Here is a 16,240-nt window from a genome sequence, read left to right on the forward strand (position 1 = left end):
AACGGCAATTGAGGTTAAGACTATACAGCTCGCGAAGGGTTCGCGCTTTGAAACTTTATGTGGCTGTTAGGTCTGGTCTTAGTCCAGTGCCTGAAAGCGGCGACGGCGTGAACGGCGGCGAGGGCGCAAAGTGTTTAAGTCTTGTTTTTGATCAACCTTATGACGCGGGGGAGGCGAAAGAAGGCGCATGATGAAGAGGATGCAGCACCCGATGGTGAATATCCAGAATATCTCATCGGTGAGATCGTTGATCATGACGCAATCCAGAGCAAACCGCTTGTCCGTTTCCGTGACGCGCGAAACAATATTCCGAGATCAATACCGTCTTGCGAAATCAGGGCCAAGTCACGAAGGCGTGCTTTATCGCCGCGCCGTTGGTATCGCGACACCGCACTCCTGTGGATGGCTGGCAGGCGCTGGTCGCGAACTTCGCACTGATCTGCGATAGGTTGGTCATGCTGCCTTTTTCAATCCATTGTTCCGGCCCGATCCTGGCGGCTGAATTCCCAGACAGGCAAAACATCCTGAGCTGGTCTCTGACACGTCCGGGGTTCGTTTCGGCGTGCTCCGTCGCCTGGCTGGAAGTGCGCAATGATGATCTGACGTTGGAAGTGGACCCGGTGCTTATGCTGCAAGAGAAACTGGCCGAAGCCGGTTACGGCGGAGCGGTGCAGATGATGACATCGCGTAGCGTACACAAACACCATGTTGCAACACGGTGCTCCGGCGAAGCGCATGCCGCCTGCCTTGCCACTGTCGGCCTGTCGAATGCGGGGAGGGTGGGGGAACTCACGCAGATGAAAATGCCCGTTGGAACGATCAATCTTCTGGTTCACATCGACAAGCCATTGTCGGTCGCAGCCCATATAGAGGCTATGTCCATTGCTGCCGAGGCCCGTACCGCCGCTATTATCGAACTCGGCCTCGATGTCGGCGGCAGAGCTGCAACGGGAACCGGAACAGATTGCATCGCCGTTTCCGCTCCGCACGGGCAGGCGCAAGAGACGGCATCATATGCAGGCTTGCATACGGATATTGGGACCGCCCTCGGCGGCGCTGTTTATGACGCAGTGTCCGAAGGCGGCAGGCGCTGGATGAAAGACCAGGGTTTTTGATCGATCAGGCTTCGGCTGCTGCCCCTTTCGGCTTCAGACGCAGAATGAGCGGAACCAGAACAAGGGCGACAGCCGGGAAGACCAGCCAGTTGATGGTTTCCCAGCCTGAAGAATGCAACAGCGACCCTGCAAAGAACGAAGCGCAGGCCACGGTGCCGAACATGATGAAGTCATTCGCACCCTGTGCCTTGCCGCGTTCCGCCGGTGTGTGGCAATCGGTCACCATGGCGGTCGCGCCGATAAAGCCGAAATTCCAGCCGATGCCGAGGAAGATCAGCGCACCCCAGAAATGGCCGACATCAAAGCCGCCCAATGCAATGATGGCGGAGAACGCGATCAAAACCAGACCGAGCGCGGTAATCTTTTCCTTGCCGAAACGGGCGATGAGCTTGCCGGTGAAGAAGCTTGGCGCGAACATGGCGAGCACATGCCACTGGATGCCGAGGGCTGCATGATCGACGGAATGGCCATGGCCGACCATGGCGATGGGCGCCGCCGTCATCACAAATGTCATCAGCGCATAGGAACAGACACCGGCAGCCACGGAAAGGATGAAACGTGGCGAACGGAGAATTTCACCCAGCGGGCGGCCTGTATCATGGATGGCGCCGGGGTCTGTCCTGATTTTCGGCGCGCGCAGCATGAAAAGGACGGGGAGGGCAAGAAGACCCAGAACCGCCTGACTAAGGAAACTGCCCGCAAACATCGCATCCGGAATGGTATCGCGTGTCCAGATAACGAATTGTGGCCCGACGATTGCCGCAACAAGCCCACCCACCATGACCCACGATATGGCGCGCGCCTTCATGTCGCCGGTGGACGCATCGGTGGCGGCAAAGCGATAGCTCTGAACATAAGAGGCGTAGAAACCGGCGGTCAGCGTTCCAAGACAGAAGATGAGGAAGGAGGCGGTAAAAATACCTGCGGCTGCGATCACGCCCGCCGAAGCGCCGACAAGCGCGCCCAGCATATAGGCATTGCGGCGTCCGAACTGTCGCATGAAGAAAGCTGCAGGCAGGGTGCCAAGCGCAAGGCCGAGATTGAACAGGCTGACAGGCAGCGTGACGAGCGCCGGATCGGAAGACAGTTTCTGGCCAACCAGACCGCCAAGCGAAATCACGATAGGCGGGCTGGAAGCGCCCAGTGCCTGTGCAATCGTCAGGACAACAATGTTGCGCCGTGCGGTCGTCATGTCGGTCATCACCAACCCCTCAATCGATAAAACCGGGTTGGTTTTATCCGAAAGCGCATTTGCCGGCAAAATTATTCTACAATTGGATAAAAATTCTCGGCAGGTTCGCGCAGCGGCGGGCGCAATGTCGTGCGGCTGTCATCTAGTGCTTCTAATTTGCAACTCCACTGTTCGATATGGAGCCAACAATGTCCGAGAAACTTTCCCAGCAAAGTCTGTTCAAGACCAGCCAGTTGGAAGAAGCAGATGCCGATCCGCGCAATCCGTCCGATAATCCGACCATGGGCGAAATCATCAGCCGCCGCTTTTCCCGCCGTGGCTTTCTGCGTGGATCGCTTGCTGTCTCGGCCATTGCGGCAACGGTCAGCCCGCTGGCACTGATGAGCGCCGGTGATGCGCGCGCTGCATCCGGTTCGGCCTTTTCCTTCAAGGAGGTCGAGGCCGGTGTGGATGCCCATCACCATGTCGCGGAAGGCTATGATGCCGACGTGCTTTTGCGCTGGGGTGACAAGCTTTTCGCCGATGCGCCGGAATTCGATCCAACCAGACAGTCAGCCGAAGCGCAGGCGCGCCAGTTCGGCTACAACAATGATTATGTCGGCTATATCGCCATCGAGGGATCGCCGGAACATGGCTTCCTCGTGGTCAATCACGAATATACCAATCCGCACCTGATGTTCCCTGGCCTCGTCAAGATCGTCGATGGCAAGGTGGAGCAGGCTCCGCTCTCGAAAGAACAGGTGGATATCGAAATGGCTGCCCATGGCGGCACGATTGTCGAAATCCGCAAGCAGGACAGCAAGTGGCAACCGGTGCTCGACGGTGCAAACAATCGCCGCATCACCTCCAATACCGAGATGGCGCTGAGCGGTCCTGTCGCCGGTCATGATCGCGTCAAGACCAATGCCGATCCTTCCGGCACCAAGGTTTTCGGTACGGTCAACAATTGTGCAGGCGGCGTCACGCCCTGGGGCACCTACATCATGGCCGAGGAAAACATCCATGGCTATTTCATCGGCCAACTGCCGGAAGGTCACGCGGAAACCGCCAATTACAACCGCATGGGCATTCCCGAAGGCTCATACGAATGGGGACGTTTCTACGACCGTTTCGATGTTTCCAAGGAGCCGAACGAACCGAACCGCTTTGGCTGGATCGTCGAGGTCGATGTGTCCGATCCGAACTCCGTGCCGAAGAAGCGAACTGCGCTTGGCCGTTTCAAGCATGAGGGTGCCGAATCCATCGTCAACAAGGACGGGCGCGTGGTCTTCTATCTGGGAGACGACGAACGCTTCGACTATGTCTACAAGTTTGTGACGGCGGGCAAGTTCAACCCGGATGATCGCGCTGCCAATATGGACCTGCTGGATGAAGGCACGCTTCACGTGGCCAAATTTCATGAGGATGGCAAGGTCGAGTGGATGCCGCTGGTATTCGGTCAGGGTCCGCTGACCGAGCAGAACGGCTTCAAAAGTCAGGCCGATGTGCTGATCGAAACCCGGCGTGCCGGTGATCTTCTCGGCGCGACCAAGATGGACCGCCCGGAAGACGTGCAGCCGAACCCGGTCAATGGCCGTGTTTATGTCATGCTCACCAACAACACGAAGCGCAAGGACGATCAGGTGGATGCCGCCAATCCGCGCGCCAAGAATGCCTTTGGCCATATCATCGAGATCGAGGAAGATGGTCAGGATTTTGCCGCCACGACAGGCAAGTGGGAGGTGCTGCTGAAATGCGGCGATCCTTCCGTGGCCGAAGTCGGTGCCAGCTTCTCCACCGATACGACGCGCAATGGCTGGTTCGGTATGCCGGACAACGCCGCCGTCGACAGTGCCGGTCGGCTTTGGGTCGCAACCGATGGCAACAGCAACAAGGGTACCGGTCGCACGGATGGGCTTTGGGCCGTCGACACGGAAGGCGATGCGCGCGCGACCTCGAAACTGTTCTACCGCGTGCCGGTGGGTGGAGAAATGTGCGGTCCGCTGTTCGCACCCGACGATGAGACGGCTTTCGTCGCCGTGCAGCATCCGGGCGACGGCGGCGAGGATTGGGACGGTCATGGCCGTCCGTCCTATTACGAGGACCTGTCCACCCGCTGGCCGGATTTCAAGGACGATATGCCGGTTCGGCCTGCCGTGGTGGCAATCACCAAGCAGGGCGGCGGCAAGATCGCGGTTTAGAGCGCGTTTCGATCTGACAGGATCAGATGGGCGCTCTAACTTCTTTATTTCAAGCATAATCTTATCGATCCTCGTTTCACTCCGGTCGGATTATGCTCTAATGACTTGATGAGACAGTTGGCCCCCGGTGAAAGTTGGGGGCCTTCGTCAAAGCTTCACGGAAGCGTCAAGCCAGCGATACAAAGCCAGCCTAATTGCGTCCCTGTATTTGAATTCCAACGGGGACTTATCATGATATCGCGTCTCGTCGCTTCGACCATGCTTGCCGGTGCCGTCGCATCGGCTTTTCCGGCCTCCGCTGAAGAAAAGGCTTTTCCTGCAACACTCAAGGCCCATGCCATCCTGCCTGCGAACACGATCATCGCTGCACCGGATGATGCGGCGGATCACCTGAAGACGTCGGGCAAGTTCACCACCGCCGACCGCAAGCGTGCTGAGGGCATCAGCACTGTTGAAGGCAAGGACGGCGTGCGCAAGACCGGTCTGTCTGTGCCGTTCGACGGCCAGCCGGTGCAGGGCTTTTCCGGCATCAAGACCATGGAAGACGGCAGCTTCTGGTCCCTGTCCGACAATGGTTTTGGCTCGAAGCTTAACTCGCCGGATGCCATGCTGATGCTGCACAATGTCAAGTTCGACTGGGACAAGGGAACGGTCGAGCGCGTGAAGACCGTGTTCCTCAGCGATCCGGACAAGAAGGCTCCGTTTCCCATCGTCATGGAAGGCGCTGAAAAGCGCTATCTGACTGGCGCCGACTTCGATGTGGAATCCATCCAGCCGGTTGCGGATGGCTTCTGGGTCGGCGAGGAATTCGGTCCTTTCCTGTTGAAATTCGACATGGACGGCAAGCTGACCGACGTTATTCCGACGGTTGTCGGCGAGACGGAAGTGGTGTCGCCTGATAATCCGAAACTCGCTCTGCCGGCCAATCCGAGCCTCAAACTGCCGTCTTACAATCTGAAGCGCTCTGGCGGCTTCGAGGGGCTGGCGATGTCGAAGGACGGTTCGAAGCTTTATGGTCTTCTGGAAGGCCCGCTTTTCGTCGATGGCGCGCCGGAAAAGACCGAAAGCGGCAAGACGGGCCTGCGGGTCATCGAATTCAACGTTGCCGACAAGAAGTGGACGGGCCGCTCCTGGCTCTATCCGCTGGCCGAGGGTGGCGAAGCCATCGGCGATTTCAACATGCTGGATGAAACCACAGCGCTGGTCATCGAGCGTGACAACGGCGTCGGCACGGCGGACAAGGCCTGCGCCGATCCAAAGAAGCCGCAGGCCGATTGCTTCGATGTGCCGTCGAAGGTCAAGCGCATCTACAAGATCGCTTTCGACGACAGCAATGTCGGCAAGGAAGTGCGCAAGATCGGCTATATCGATCTGCTCGCCATCGCCGACCCGGAAAACAAGCGCCGTCAGGGTGGGCGTGATGGCATTTACGATATGCCGTTCCTGACCATCGAGAATGTGGATCGTGTGGACGACACGCATATCGTGGTCGGCAACGACAACAATCTGCCGTTCTCGGCTGGTCGTTTCCTCGACAAGGTCGATGACAATGAATTCGTCTTGCTGGAAGTGGGTGAGTTCCTGAAAGCCGAATAAAATATCTGCTCCAGAGACTGCGGAGAATATCATTCCCCGCAGTCTTCGAAGCAAAATAGTCGAGAGTAATATAATTCAATTACTTTTTATGGTTGCTTTAAATTTTCCATCGGATAGTTCAAGCTTATCAGGGTGGACTTGAATATCCATCTTGTTCGACTTTATCTCTGTATTGTCTATTTTGATGGAAACGTTGCCGGACGCTTTCATATGGTTGTCTGTTACTTTTTCAAGTCTGTCTGCATTGATTGTAAAGCCGGGATCTGTGACCTGTTTTGGGGCCGCATTTGCTGCAAAGGATCCACTAGCAAGAATAAGGGAAGTAATAATAGCGTAGCCGTAAATTCGCATGGTCTATCTCCAATTAAATAAGAAAAGAATATTAGGCAGAAAATATATACTTCCAGAATCAGGGCCTAATTAAGTCGTGCTTACAATAAGATTCGACGAGATGACGTTTGACCCAACCTGTGCATCACGACCTGCCTGGCATGGAAATTTCAGCCGGTCGCGATTATGTTGGCTCAACTTTGTTTCGCGTATTTCCTATGCTAGAGCTGCAGGAAATACGCCGATATTTATGGAGACGGTGTTGAAGATTTTCATTTTCGGCAGTGTGAATGTGGATGTCAGCGCGCGGATGGCCGCACTGCCGCGTCCGGGGCAGACCGTGAATGCATCGGGCTATGGTATTGGCCTCGGTGGCAAGGGTGCAAATCAGGCGGTTGCGGTCGCCAAGATGGGCGGTGATATCCGCTTCGTCGGAGCTGTCGGCAACGATGCCTTCGGCGAACTGGCCTTGAAGCAGATGCAGGAATTTGGCCTCAACACCGAAAGGGTGCGCGTGATTGACGGCGTCGATACGGGCATGGCGATCATTCAGGTTGAAGAAGCCGGGCAGAACACGATTGCGGTCTGTGCCGGAGCCAATGCGCACTGGTCGGCTGCCGACATCAATGCCTATACTGCCGATATTGCCAGGGCGAAGATTACGCTGTTGCAGCGCGAAGTTCCGCATGAAGCCAATCTGGCCGTGGCAAAAGCCGCGCGTGCGGCAGGCGGCAGTGTTTTGCTTGACCCGGCACCGGTCGGCGATGCAAGCCGCATGGCGGACCTGATTTCACTCAGCGACATCATCTCTCCCAACGAAACAGAAGCTGCTGAAATTACCGGTATCGAGCCGACCGATCTTGCTTCGGCGGAAGCCGCCGCACGCAATCTTCTGGAGCGCGGGCCGAAGACGGTCATCGTCAAGCTTGGAAGCCGTGGTGCATTGCTGGTGACGGCGGACGAGGTCAAACACTTCGCGCCGTTCAAGGTCAAAGTGGTGGATACGGTTGCCGCCGGCGACAGTTTCAATGGTGGTTTCGCGGTCGCTTTCTCGCAAGGTCAGTCCCTGCATGATTGCGTGCGGTATGGTTCGGCAGCGGGTGCGATTGCAGTCACAAGAGCGGGCGCGGGAGCGGCTGCACCGACCGCCGGGGAAGTGGCGGCACTTCTGCAAATTAAGGCAGAATAAAAATTCGGGGCAGTTTGCGCCAGTTTCGCTCATTTTGAGCAGAAAACTGCGCAAAAACCTCCTGTGAAACATGGCGAAGAAGCCGCGAGAATAAGGTACTCGCGGCTTTTTTGTGGCTGAATTATGTCTCAGAGCATGATCCCGAAAAGTGGATACCGGTTTTCGGATAAGATCATGCTCAGAAAAAATCAGAGCGTTGCGAGGCGCTCGGTCAGCAGGCTGAAGAAGCCGTCTGCGTCCACATCCTTGATGAAGAGCGCATTCTTCGGTCGGTCGGTTACCTCCCACCAGTCGACGACTGTTTCGCCGATCGTCAGTTCCGAATTAATTTCGATTTCCACATTGCACTCGCGTCCGGAATAGAGTTCCGGCTTGATGAGATAGGCGATGACGTTCGGGTCGTGCAACGGGCCGCCGTCGGTGCCGTACTTGGCTTCGTCATAGCGCTCGAAGAATTCGAGCCACGCTGCAACCACTTCGCCGACATGCGTGCCAATGCCGCGAATGGCGGCGATGCGCTTTTCGGTGGTGAGCACCTTGTGTGTCACATCGAGCGGCATCATGGTGATCTTGATGCCGGATTTGAACACGACAGCAGCGGCGTGCGGATCGACATAGATGTTGAATTCCGCCGACGGCGTGATGTTGCCGCCCTCGAAATAGCCGCCACCCATCAGCACGATTTCCTTGACGCGCTCAGCAATCTTCGGCTCGCGGATCAGTGCGGATGCGATGTTGGTCAGCGGTCCCAGCGGGCAAAGCGTGACGGTGCCCGGCTCCTCTTTCATCAGCGTTTCGATGATGAAATCGACGCCGTGCTGCGCCTGCAGCGACATGGTCGGGGCGGGTAGGTCGTAACCGTCGAGACCGGTCTTGCCATGGACGTTTTCGGCCGTCACGAGCGGGCGCACCAGAGGACGGATGGAGCCTGCAAAAACCTTGGTTTCCGGCTTTTTCGCCACTTCGCAAATCGTACGGGCGTTGATTTCGGTGCGCGCCAGTGGGCCGTTGCCTGCCACTGCGGTGATGCCGAGAATGTCGAGTTCCGGGCTTGCCAAGGCCAGAAGAATGGCGACTGCATCGTCCTGACCGGGATCGGTATCGATAATGATTTTACGGGCCATGATGGTTTCCTGATGAGGGGATTTAGAGAGCGTTGCGCGCGGCACTGACCGTCTGGTCGACAAGCGCTTCGAAGGAGATTTTCGCCGGGCGGCGCATATAGGTGACGATGTCGTCGGCCAGCAGCGGCTTCGACCATCGTTCGGCGATGATGGCGGACCCGCGCTGGATGGCGATCATGCTCAGAATCTGCGCGGCATTGCAGTCGACGTCGTGGCCAATACCGCAGACGATTTCGAGCGTGCGGTCGAAATCGCCTTCGCCGAACCAGAGCGCAATCACCTGTGCGGCTGCATTCGGATAGACGTGAATCCAGTTATATTCGGCATATTCCACATCGCATTTCGCCCATGCGTCCTGCCAGTTGCCGGCAGAATGGCAGGCATCGAGCGCGAAGGCCAGAACCGCGCCATATTCGGTGTCGGTTGAGAAAAGCGCTGCTGTCGAGACGAGCAATTCGCGCGTGTCGCCAATTGCAAAGCGCGCGCCGCCATGACAGCATTGAAGACTTCGCCCAAAATACCGTTTCCGGCATGGGAGATTTCGGCGTCCATCCAGGCGAGGCGGGCAGCTTCGCGGGCACGCCCCGGCACGACCATGCCGCAGATTGTGCCGCGCATCTGTGCGCCGATCCATTCATCGAACGGATTGTCGGAAGTGCCGGTTTCGGGCGCGGTGAGGCCGCGCCGCATATTGGAAAGCGCGATTGCCTCCGCCGACCAGCCAAGCGGGATCAGCGAGGTCCAGCGCTCGGCAATGTCGGCGCTGGTCACGGCAGAACCCTTGTCGCCGAAGGCTTCGAGAAATGCGATCTCGAAGGTGATGTCGTCATTATAGGTGTTGGGCTCGCGCACATAATCGCGGATCGGTCCGAAGACCTCGGCGATGTTTTCTGCCGTATAACCTTCGAGCGCCGTACCAGCCGCAGCGCCCACGAGCTGCGCCATCCAGGCGGCTGCGGTGCGGTCGCGGAAATCATCGGACTGGACAGCATAGAGCACATCGTCAGGCCATTGAACGGCGGCGTCGAATTCGTCCCACGATCCGTAACGCACCGTCTTTTGTGACGGATGGTCCGGATCGGGCCGTGCAGCGCGCATGAGGACACGCAGGCGCATGTCGACGCGATACAGCGTTTCAAAGTCACCGCGTTCAAGTGCGGTCAGCCCGTCGCGAAGAAGCTCCTCATAGGGAGCAAGAACGAAGCCCTTGTTTTCCAGCGATTGCAGCGCACCGGCCATCAGACATTCAGGTGCTGCCGATCCCGGCACGTTGCTTTTCCAGAACATGGCCATGAGATCGTCCTGCGCCTTCATTGCAGCGCTTGCATCCCAAGTCTGTTCTTCCGCCGTGCGCACCACCGGTTTCGTGTCGCGCAACAGATCGCGGGTCAATTCCCAAGCTTTCATTTCATTCTCATTTTTATGCATTTCAGGAGTTTTTCAATTGCTTTGCGCGCCGCTGACGGCGCGCCGCGTGGATCGTCAGCACAACGACCGGGACGAGATAAGGGATCATCTGCATCAGTTCGAACGGCAGTCCGAGGCTCTGAAGCGTGATGGCGAAAGATTCAGCCGCCGCAAGAACCAGGCTTGCCACAAGCGTGCCCCATGCGGTTCCCTGTCCCATGACTTCCGCCGCAATGGCGATGAAACCGCGACCTGCAGTCATGTTCTGGGCAAACCATGTGACATAACCGAGCGACAGATAGGCACCGGCTGCACCGCCGAAGAGACCGGACAGAACAAGCGCCATCATCTGTACCCGGCCCGTATGGATACCGGCGGCGCGTGCCGATTTCGGATCGACGCCGGTGGCGCGCAGATGCAGGCCGAAGCGTGTGCGCATCATCAGGAGGCTGACCGCCGGGACAGCGAGAAGGGCGGCAAAGGTCAATATGTGGATATTGCCGATGAAAGGCACGGGGAGGCTTGGCAGAGCGCCGCTTTTCAACGCGCCCGACATGCCCTTGTCGCCCGTTGCAAGAAAAAGCCCGAGCGTCGTTGCCGCTGCAGCCGCGATGTTGAGTGCAATGCCGGTCATGATGAGATCAGTGCCAAGCCGGTTGACCGAAAGCGACATCAACCAGCCGAGAGCTGCACCTGTGATGAGCGCGGCCAGCAGGCCGACAGCCGGGCTGCCGGTGGCGGCACTGGCCAGAACGGCAATGAGCGCCGCCGACAGCATCATGCCTTCCATGCCGATATTGAGAACGCCTGCGCGGTCGGAAATCATCACGCCGAGTGCTGCCAGCAACAACGGTGTCGCCACGCGCAGGATGGTGCCGATGAAGGATGGATCGAGAATTTGTGCGAGAACCATGCTCATGGTTGTACTCCGGCCTGCACTACCGCTTGTTCTCCTTCGCGATTGCGAAGGTTGCGGATCAGCCGCAATACGGTCGGATGATTGTGAATGACGCTTGCCGTCGCGCCCACCATGATGGCGGCGGTCACAAGCCCCACCACTTCGGTCGGGATGTTCATGTTGCGGGCCAGAAGATCGCCGCCGATCTGCACGAAGCCAAGGAAAAGTGCGGACGGAATAAGCAGGAACGGATTTTCGCGCGCCAGAATGGCGACGACAAGGCCGGTCCAGCCATAGCCGGGCAGATCGAGCCAGGCAAAGCGGGCATGAAGGCCGAGCACTTCCAGCGCACCGGCCATGCCCGCCACCAGTCCGCCGACAATCTGGGCACGCATGATGATGCCCTTGAGTGGCAGGCCAAGATGATTGGCAAAGCCCGGACTGGAGCCTGCGATACGGATATTGAGGCCCGAGCGCGTCCAGTAAAGCCAGATGCCGCCAGCGATACAGGCCAGAATGGCAATGATCGAACCGCTGTTGAGACGCGTACCGGCGAGCAGACGGTCAAGCTTGGCATCCGGCGGAATCCTGAGCGACATCATCCCGCCCGCAGCCGGGTCGCGGATGACATAGTTGAGGACGAACAGGCCGAGAAACAGGAAGGCGTAGTTCAAAACGAGTGACGTCACCATTTCCGATGCGCCGAAACGCAGCCGCAGTGCTGCCGGAATGGTGCAGGCGAAACTGCCCGCAACCGCGCCGCAGAGGATCGCGACCGGCAGCGAGAACCAGCCAAGCGAAGGGAGCAGAACAGCGCCCGCCACAGCGCCGAGCGCGCCGAGGAAGAAGCCGCTTTCCGCGCCGAGATTGAACAGGCCGGAGCGGAACATGATGGTGATCGCAAGGCCGGTCAGCATGATCGGCGTTGCCGCTTCCACCACATTGCCCATATGGCGAATGCTGCCGAATGGTCCGAGGAAAAACGTCTTAAGAACCCCGGCGGGATTGTCCTGCATCAGCGCCAGCGGCACCAGAAGCACGGCCATGATGACGGCGATGACAAGCACGGTCAGGAAGAATGGAATGAGATAGGAAATCAGTCTGCGCATTACGCTGCAACTCTCTGCTTGAGCATGATCTCATCCAAAAACCGCGTTACACTTTTTGGAATCATGCTCGTGTCCCCAGCATATAAGGTCCAAGGACAGCCGGTGTGATGTCTGGCCCGTTTTCCATAACGGCAACGATGCGTCCGTTAAAAAGAACGATGATGCGGTCGCTGAGGCGCAGCAATTCATCGAGATCGGCGCTGACGAGCAGCACGGCGCAGCCGCCTTGCGCCACTTCGTCGATACGGCGATGCAGGAAGGCTGCCGCCGAAACGTCGATGCCGCGTGTTGGCTGGTCGGCGATCAGGAATTTCGGATTGGTGGCAAGTTCGCGCGCGGCGATGAGCTTTTGCGCATTGCCGCCGGAAAGGGAATCGAGCCGTTCGGTGATTGCGCCTGCGCGCACCGAATATTGCTTTATCATCCCGCTGACACGGGCCTTGATCGCATTCCAGCGCAGGAATGGCCCCCAGAAGATCTGCTTGTCGGCGGTAATTGATCCAGTTCCGGCGATCGCGTTTTCAGCGAGAGACAGGCCGGGTGCGCCACCTTGCGAAAAGCGGTCGGCTGGCAGATAGCCAAGACCTTGTCTACGCCAGCTTGCCGTATCAGCGCGCAGCATATCCTCACCGTTGAGGCTGATCGTGCCGCTGGCCGCTTCGGCAAGGCCGGAAAGCACCGATACGAGGCCGCGTTGGCCGCTGCCATCGACACCGGCGACGCCGACGATCTCGCCTGCACCGACGGTCAGGTTCACATCCTTGATGCGGTCTGCCGGGTCGGCTGCTTTTGTCGTAACGCCCTTCATGTCGAGAACGGTTTTCATTGCGCCGTGCTTGTGGGCGCGCTCCGGAATGTCGACCGCATGGCCCATCACCATCTGCATGATGGCATCGTCCGGCACGTCGGCAAGCTTTTCCGTGCCCGCAACCGCGCCCGCACGCAGCACGGTTACGCTTTCGGCCAGCTCGCGCACTTCGTTCAGCTTGTGGGAAATGAAGAGGATGGTAATGCCTTCGTCGCGCAGCGCCTTCAGCTTGCGCATCAGCTCCTCGATCTCCGGCGGAGAGAGAACAGCTGTCGGCTCGTCGAGGATCAGGAGCCTCGTGCGGCGCGCCAGCGCTTTCAGGATTTCAACCTTCTGCTGGGCGGCGACGGAAAGCGCGCCCGTGATCGCTTCGGGGTCAGCGTGCAGATCATATTGCTGCATCAGCGCTTCGACCATTTTGCGCGCGCTCACACGGTCGATCAGCCCTGCCTTTACCGGCTCATGGCCGAGAATGATGTTTTCGGTAACCGTCAGGGTCGGCACGAGCGAGAAATGCTGGTGCACCATACCGATGCCTTGTGCCGCAGCATCTTCCGGCGACCAGGACGCAATGTGCTGTCCATCGACGATGATTTCGCCTGCCGTGGCATTTTCGATGCCGAACAGGATTTTCATGAGCGTGGATTTGCCCGCACCGTTCTCGCCGCAAATGGCATGGATGGAGCCTGCGCGGATCGAAAAAGACACGTCGCGAAGCGCCTGCGTGCCGTTCGGATAGACCTTGCTCACATCGCGGAAGGCGACGATTGGGCGGAAGGCGACGATAGCATCGCCGCCTTCAATATTTTCAGCTGGATTTTCCACGATCAGGGACGAACCTTGTTGCGGATCGCGTTAAGATCCTCGGTGCTCATGCCGAATGCGGTCGGAACCGTGATCTTGCCTTCGGAAATCTCGTCGGAAGCCTTCTTGATGGCATCCTTCATTTCCTGGGTGGCCATGGAAGCCATGTTGCCGTCCTGCACGATGCCGACAGCGCCTTCCTTGAGGCCAAGCGCTTCCGCCTTGCCGAACGGCAGGTCGCCTGCCTTGAAACGTTCATAAGCTTGCAGAAGGCTTACATCGACATTCTTCAGAACGGAGCTGACGACCTGCTTGGCAATGGCCGGATCGCTATCCTTGAAGATCGCTTCCTGATCGGAATCGACGCCCAGAACATATTTGCCGGTTTCCTTGGCAGCCGAAAGCTGGCCGAGGCCGGTCTGCGAGGCGACGACGAAGCCGAGCGACACGTCGGAACGATACTGCGCGAGACCGAGTTCCTTACCCTTTGCGGCATCCATGAAGGATCCGGCATAGGAAATCGCGATCTTGGCATCAGGCATGACCGACTGCGCACCGGCAATGTAGCCGACGAGGAAGTCGTTGATGACCGGAATGTCCATGCCGCCGAGGAAGCCGAGATTTTTGCCTGTATCGCCGAGCTTGCCTTCCTTCAGGAGCGAAGCTGCCAGCATGCCGCCGAGATAGGAACCTTCGTTCTGCTTGTACTGGATGGAATAGACATTGTCGTAGCCGCCTTCTTCATAAGGCACGCTCGCATCATAGAGGATGTATTTCTTGTCGGGATATTGCTGGGCAACGGAGCCAACGGTTTCCGACATCTGGTAGGTGCCGCCGATGATCAGGTCCCAGTCCTGTTCGGACGCATCGAGGAACACCGGCTCCCATTTCGTCGGATCGTCGCCGATTTCGAGAATCTTGGTCTCGACGTCGTCGCCATACTTGTCCTTGATCATCTTCATGCCCTTGGCAGCGCTGTCGAAGAACGACTTGTCGCCGAGCGCGCCATTGATGATGAGCAGGATCTTGTCCTGAGCCTGTGCCGCCGTGGTGGCAAACGTGCCCATCGCCGTCGATGCGGCGAGAGCAAAGGCAAGGTGGATTATTCCCCGTCTGGTGGATTTGATCACAACAGAACTCCAATACTGTAGCGTTATAGAGATGGATTTTCTGCTTTGGATAATTTGCCTCCGCCCACAGAACCCCCACACCTGACAGCGATCAAACGCTGACGGCGTGTGTGAGTCAATCGCCAAACTTTTTGCCCGCTGTGGACAAAGCAAGTCTGTTGCGCGCAACGGGGCTAAAGCTTTCGATTATTTCAACAAAGCCTGATTTGGATGCCGCAGTGTCGGGTCGAATGGATTGAGCTTTTGCGAGATGATCGCCGCTTCCTTGCGCAGCAGTTCCGTCACCGTCTGCTGGCGCTTTTCGGTGAGGCGCGCGGCAAGCGTGCCGATGCTGAGCGCTGCCACGGCTTCACCGTCGCCGTTCAAAATTGGCACGCCGAGACCTGCCATACCGTCGATCATGTTGAAGTTGAAGGTTGCCGCACCGCTCTTGCGCACTTCCTCGATCATGATGCGCAGGTCGACCTCGTCCACTGACGATTTGTCCAGAATGCGGGGCATGTTGAAGCGTATGATCGCCTCGCGCTCTTCTTCAGGCAGGAAGGAGAGGATGGCGAGGCTACCCTGACCGATGCCGAGCGGCACTTTGCCGCCAATGTCGCCGGTAAAGGAGCGGATCGGAAACGGGCCTTCCACGCGGTCGAGGCAGACCGCATCGAAGTTGCTGCGTACCAGCAGGAAGACCGTATCGTTGAACGTTGTCGAAAGCCGCAGCAGTGACGGGCGCGCAATGCTCAATATGCCGTCGCGCTGGCGCGCCTGCGCCGCCATTGCGAAAAACTCCAGCGACAGGCGATAGGCTTTCTTGTCGGGAAGCTGTTCGACAAGATTTTCCGCAATCAGCGTCTTCAGCAGGCGATGGGTCGATGGCTGGCTGAGTTCGAGGTCCCGCGCCAGATCGATCAGCCGCACGCCATCCTCGGTGCTGGATGCCAGACCTTTCAAAATATGGATTGCCTTCACCAAACTTGAGTTAAGTGCGGCGCCGGATTTCGGATTCTCAGATATATCATCCATAAGATTGCTTCCAAATTCTGTATTTTGAAAGAAATATATAATTTCTTCCGGATATGGAAATTATAATTTGCATTCCTGCGGGATTTTCCGCCAACTGGAACCGTCGCCAATGGGAAGGTCCGGCAAGGTATTGCAACCAATGCTGTAAGCGGGTCGGCGGTTTTAACTTGACGCAATGGGGAACGCTGCGGCTGCGTTAGCGGCTGGATAATCACGCGTTCAAAAGACCCAAGGTCCGGTCAGCGCAGAAAATGCGCGATCAAGCCGCTCCCGCCAGCCAGCCCCGATGAAGAGGCGACGTGAGACAATATCACGGCGTTTCTGCTCCCTGTCATTCAGGA

The 16,240-nt window shown here is 57.8% G+C and carries 15 protein-coding genes and 1 pseudogene; 5 read left to right on the forward strand and 11 right to left on the reverse strand.

The features are described 5' to 3' along the window. Positions 1 to 78: 78 nt before the first annotated feature. Positions 79 to 255, reverse strand: coding sequence for a hypothetical protein (locus tag LJ361_RS11210; protein WP_158304336.1), 177 nt, complete (start codon positions 253 to 255; stop codon positions 79 to 81). Between LJ361_RS11210 and LJ361_RS11215 the strand changes: the two genes are divergently transcribed. Together LJ361_RS11215 and LJ361_RS11220 are read left to right on the forward strand one after the other, a co-directional pair. Further along, positions 254 to 448 (forward strand): hypothetical protein, encoded by a 195-nt coding sequence (locus LJ361_RS11215; RefSeq protein ID WP_264813562.1) that lies wholly within the window; start codon positions 254 to 256, stop codon positions 446 to 448. The two genes, LJ361_RS11210 and LJ361_RS11215, sit on opposite strands and share 2 nt — an antisense overlap. A 7-nt stretch (positions 449 to 455) precedes the next feature. Further along, positions 456 to 1,115 carry an adenosylcobinamide amidohydrolase gene (locus LJ361_RS11220; RefSeq protein WP_264813563.1) on the forward strand — a complete coding sequence of 220 codons (660 nt, stop codon included), beginning with the start codon at positions 456 to 458 and terminating at the stop codon, positions 1,113 to 1,115. A 4-nt stretch (positions 1,116 to 1,119) separates the two neighbouring features. On the opposite strand, the gene LJ361_RS11225 is transcribed toward LJ361_RS11220, so the two are convergent. Further along, the gene (locus tag LJ361_RS11225; protein ID WP_264813564.1) at positions 1,120 to 2,316 is read right to left on the reverse strand and encodes an MFS transporter; all 1,197 of its coding nucleotides are present in this window, start codon (positions 2,314 to 2,316) and stop codon (positions 1,120 to 1,122) included. A 179-nt stretch (positions 2,317 to 2,495) separates the two neighbouring features. On the opposite strand from LJ361_RS11225, the gene LJ361_RS11230 reads away from it, so the two are divergent. After that, positions 2,496 to 4,487, forward strand: coding sequence for a PhoX family protein (locus tag LJ361_RS11230; protein ID WP_264813565.1), 1,992 nt, complete (start codon positions 2,496 to 2,498; stop codon positions 4,485 to 4,487). A gap of 231 nt (positions 4,488 to 4,718) precedes the next feature. Beyond that, entirely contained in the window at positions 4,719 to 6,083 is a 1,365-nt protein-coding gene (locus LJ361_RS11235; protein WP_264813566.1) for an esterase-like activity of phytase family protein, read from the forward strand. A gap of 75 nt (positions 6,084 to 6,158) precedes the next feature. On the opposite strand, the gene LJ361_RS11240 is transcribed toward LJ361_RS11235, so the two are convergent. Next, positions 6,159 to 6,434, reverse strand: coding sequence for a hypothetical protein (locus tag LJ361_RS11240; RefSeq protein ID WP_264813567.1), 276 nt, complete (start codon positions 6,432 to 6,434; stop codon positions 6,159 to 6,161). Between the two features lie 229 nt (positions 6,435 to 6,663). Between LJ361_RS11240 and rbsK the strand changes: the two genes are divergently transcribed. Continuing rightward, a complete protein-coding gene (gene rbsK, locus LJ361_RS11245; RefSeq protein ID WP_264813568.1) occupies positions 6,664 to 7,602 on the forward strand; it encodes a ribokinase in 939 nt (312 codons plus the stop codon). 188 nt (positions 7,603 to 7,790) lie between these two features. Here rbsK and LJ361_RS11250 read toward each other — a convergent pair whose 3' ends face one another. From LJ361_RS11250 to LJ361_RS11285, 8 genes and pseudogenes are all read right to left on the reverse strand, one after another. Beyond that, the gene (locus tag LJ361_RS11250) at positions 7,791 to 8,726 is read right to left on the reverse strand and encodes a nucleoside hydrolase (protein ID WP_258124646.1); all 936 of its coding nucleotides are present in this window, start codon (positions 8,724 to 8,726) and stop codon (positions 7,791 to 7,793) included. Positions 8,727 to 8,748: 22 nt separating this feature from the next. Beyond that, complete coding sequence (locus tag LJ361_RS11255; protein ID WP_413775040.1) at positions 8,749 to 9,180, reverse strand: ADP-ribosylglycohydrolase family protein; 432 nt, start codon at positions 9,178 to 9,180, stop codon at positions 8,749 to 8,751. Between the two features lie 50 nt (positions 9,181 to 9,230). Next, positions 9,231 to 10,154: pseudogene (locus LJ361_RS11260) on the reverse strand (ADP-ribosylglycohydrolase family protein); the annotation flags it as partial. A 1-nt stretch (position 10,155) separates the two neighbouring features. Beyond that, positions 10,156 to 11,052, reverse strand: coding sequence for an ABC transporter permease (locus LJ361_RS11265; RefSeq protein WP_012093707.1), 897 nt, complete (start codon positions 11,050 to 11,052; stop codon positions 10,156 to 10,158). Beyond that, the gene (locus tag LJ361_RS11270) at positions 11,049 to 12,140 is read right to left on the reverse strand and encodes an ABC transporter permease (RefSeq protein WP_010660550.1); all 1,092 of its coding nucleotides are present in this window, start codon (positions 12,138 to 12,140) and stop codon (positions 11,049 to 11,051) included. Before LJ361_RS11270 ends, LJ361_RS11265 begins: the two co-directional genes overlap by 4 nt. A gap of 61 nt (positions 12,141 to 12,201) precedes the next feature. Next, positions 12,202 to 13,773 carry an ABC transporter ATP-binding protein gene (locus tag LJ361_RS11275; RefSeq protein WP_010660551.1) on the reverse strand — a complete coding sequence of 524 codons (1,572 nt, stop codon included), beginning with the start codon at positions 13,771 to 13,773 and terminating at the stop codon, positions 12,202 to 12,204. Between the two features lie 2 nt (positions 13,774 to 13,775). Then, positions 13,776 to 14,882 carry a BMP family ABC transporter substrate-binding protein gene (locus LJ361_RS11280; protein WP_010660552.1) on the reverse strand — a complete coding sequence of 369 codons (1,107 nt, stop codon included), beginning with the start codon at positions 14,880 to 14,882 and terminating at the stop codon, positions 13,776 to 13,778. Positions 14,883 to 15,068: 186 nt separating this feature from the next. Next, a complete protein-coding gene (locus LJ361_RS11285) occupies positions 15,069 to 15,899 on the reverse strand; it encodes an IclR family transcriptional regulator (protein ID WP_010660553.1) in 831 nt (276 codons plus the stop codon). Between the last annotated feature and the right edge of the window lie 341 nt (positions 15,900 to 16,240).

The sequence above is a fragment of the Brucella sp. JSBI001 genome (assembly GCF_026014005.1).
Taxonomy (GTDB): domain Bacteria; phylum Pseudomonadota; class Alphaproteobacteria; order Rhizobiales; family Rhizobiaceae; genus Brucella; species Brucella anthropi.

Excerpts from the sequence above, each read along its gene's own strand:
- LJ361_RS11215 (WP_264813562.1), top strand. The coding sequence starts at position 254 with ATGACGCAATCCAGAGCAAACCGCTTGTCCGTTTCCGTGACGCGCGAA.
- LJ361_RS11210 (WP_158304336.1), bottom strand. The coding sequence starts at position 255 with ATGATCAACGATCTCACCGATGAGATATTCTGGATATTCACCATCGGG.
- LJ361_RS11220 (WP_264813563.1), top strand. The coding sequence starts at position 456 with ATGCTGCCTTTTTCAATCCATTGTTCCGGCCCGATCCTGGCGGCTGAA.
- LJ361_RS11225 (WP_264813564.1), bottom strand. The coding sequence starts at position 2,316 with ATGACCGACATGACGACCGCACGGCGCAACATTGTTGTCCTGACGATT.
- LJ361_RS11230 (WP_264813565.1), top strand. The coding sequence starts at position 2,496 with ATGTCCGAGAAACTTTCCCAGCAAAGTCTGTTCAAGACCAGCCAGTTG.
- LJ361_RS11235 (WP_264813566.1), top strand. The coding sequence starts at position 4,719 with ATGATATCGCGTCTCGTCGCTTCGACCATGCTTGCCGGTGCCGTCGCA.
- LJ361_RS11240 (WP_264813567.1), bottom strand. The coding sequence starts at position 6,434 with ATGCGAATTTACGGCTACGCTATTATTACTTCCCTTATTCTTGCTAGT.
- rbsK (WP_264813568.1), top strand. The coding sequence starts at position 6,664 with ATGGAGACGGTGTTGAAGATTTTCATTTTCGGCAGTGTGAATGTGGAT.
- LJ361_RS11250 (WP_258124646.1), bottom strand. The coding sequence starts at position 8,726 with ATGGCCCGTAAAATCATTATCGATACCGATCCCGGTCAGGACGATGCA.
- LJ361_RS11265 (WP_012093707.1), bottom strand. The coding sequence starts at position 11,052 with ATGAGCATGGTTCTCGCACAAATTCTCGATCCATCCTTCATCGGCACC.
- LJ361_RS11270 (WP_010660550.1), bottom strand. The coding sequence starts at position 12,140 with ATGCGCAGACTGATTTCCTATCTCATTCCATTCTTCCTGACCGTGCTT.
- LJ361_RS11285 (WP_010660553.1), bottom strand. The coding sequence starts at position 15,899 with ATGGATGATATATCTGAGAATCCGAAATCCGGCGCCGCACTTAACTCA.